The organism is Methylobacterium variabile, from assembly GCF_001043975.1.
Classification (GTDB): Bacteria; Pseudomonadota; Alphaproteobacteria; order Rhizobiales; family Beijerinckiaceae; genus Methylobacterium; species Methylobacterium variabile.
Map to the genome: position 1 here is coordinate 1 of NZ_LABY01000237.1, position 1,598 is coordinate 1,598.

Genomic DNA, 1,598 nt, shown 5'->3' on the forward strand with positions numbered 1-1,598 from the left:
ACACTCCGAGCACGCGGCACATGAGACGCACCGGCGAGGTGGTCGCATGCTGCTCGATGAAGGCGAACGTCACTTGGGCATCTCCGCGAAGATGCCGATCGCTTTTTTTAGCACGTCGCGCTCCATGCGCGTCCGGTCGAGTTCGCGGCGCAGGCGGGCGATCTCAGCTGCCTGATCGGACGGCGAGGCAACCGGGCTCGTAGGAGCGAGGCCCGGCAAGCCTGCGGGTCGCTTTGGCGGGGAGCCGTCCATCAGCACGGTTCGCCACTGGCGCAGCATGGAGGGCTGGATCCCGAGTTCCGCGGCGACCTGCATCTGCGACCGGCCGCTGCTCTCGAGCAGGGCGACCGCCTCGCGTTTGAACTCGGGGGTGAATTCGCGTCGTGTCTTTGCCATCAAACACCTTCCCCGCCCGTAACGAGCATAGCAGAGGTGTCCGCGAAACCGAGGGAGGATCAGTCGAGTTCGAAAACCGAGCCCAGTTAGCTTAGGACGGTGTCCACCAAACCGGCAGCAGGCCAGTCCTCTCGTCTCAGAAAACCCCTGGTAGGCCGGCTGACCAGCGACGAAGAAGCTTGGTTGGCCTTCTCCTGCGCGTTGCCCGGACGCGAGATGCGGCGGCCACCGTCGAGAGGTGCAGCCAGAAGCTGGCCCTCGGCCCGGTCCTAAGCTCGAATGTCGCCAGGGGCACGCTACACCGTCACCAGCCAGAGGCCTTCTTGAGCGCGCCCAGTGCAGGGCCCTCCAGCATCGGAAGTTCGCCGTAGCCGAACAAGCGTGGCTGCAATGGAAGTGCGACTCTTCTGCAACACGCCCAGCGTCGGCCAATCATTCCGGACAGCGAGTGCATCGCTCGGCCGTGTCGCATCCCAGCGGCAAGGGCGCGTCGATCGTGACGCAGCTCGAGGTGCCAGGGCAGATGCGGTCAGTTCGGGGTTGTGGGTGTCCGCTGCCAGCGCCCGCGATGCGAGCCGCAATGACACGTCGGAAAAAGCCCATATTCTTCAACGGCCCTTGTGCCCGATGGCCAAACTATGCTGAGATCGTGGACAAGAACGCACCCAAAAAGGACAAACTATGGTGTGCGTTACAGCAAGTTTGGCGGAGAGGGAGGGATTCGAACCCCCGATGGACTTGCGCCCATGCCGCATTTCGAGTGCGGTGCATTCAACCGCTCTGCCACCTCTCCGCAGCGCGCCGTTGCCAGCGCAGGCGGGGCATTAGCACGGCTTCGCGCCGCTCCACAAGCGGGGACCGGCGAGAAACATCACCGTCAGGCGACGGAGCGGCTGCCTGCGAGGCTGATGCGACGCTGGCCGGGCATGCGGGCTTCGGGCGCGCGCGGCGCCGCCCGGGACTGGGCGAACAGCACCGCTCCGGCGGTTCCGGCGACGCGCACCAGGTCGGCCTCGGTGCAGGCCGAGGCGACCCGCAGGCCCAGGGCGTGGAGGTGGCTCTTGCCGTAGAGGTACGCGGCGAGGCGGGCGCGGCTCCCGGACGGGATGTCGGCGAGGACGGCCTCCACCACCTCGGCGTCGCCCCGGTAGAGCGTGCCGAGCACGTCGAGCGGAACCGGGCAGTCGTCCAGGGAGGGAGGG

The 1,598-nt window shown here is 66.7% G+C and carries 1 protein-coding gene, 1 tRNA gene and 1 pseudogene; all 3 read right to left on the bottom strand.

The window, feature by feature from the left end:
• Nucleotides 1–396, bottom strand: a pseudogene (locus tag VQ02_RS28460) (transposase); the annotation flags it as partial.
• A 703-nt stretch (nt 397–1,099) separates the two neighbouring features.
• Nucleotides 1,100–1,189, bottom strand: a tRNA-Ser gene (locus VQ02_RS28465).
• Between the two features lie 84 nt (nt 1,190–1,273).
• A complete protein-coding gene (locus tag VQ02_RS38425) occupies nt 1,274–1,588 on the bottom strand; it encodes a hypothetical protein (RefSeq protein WP_048447617.1) in 315 nt (104 codons plus the stop codon).
• Nucleotides 1,589–1,598 lie beyond the last annotated feature (10 nt).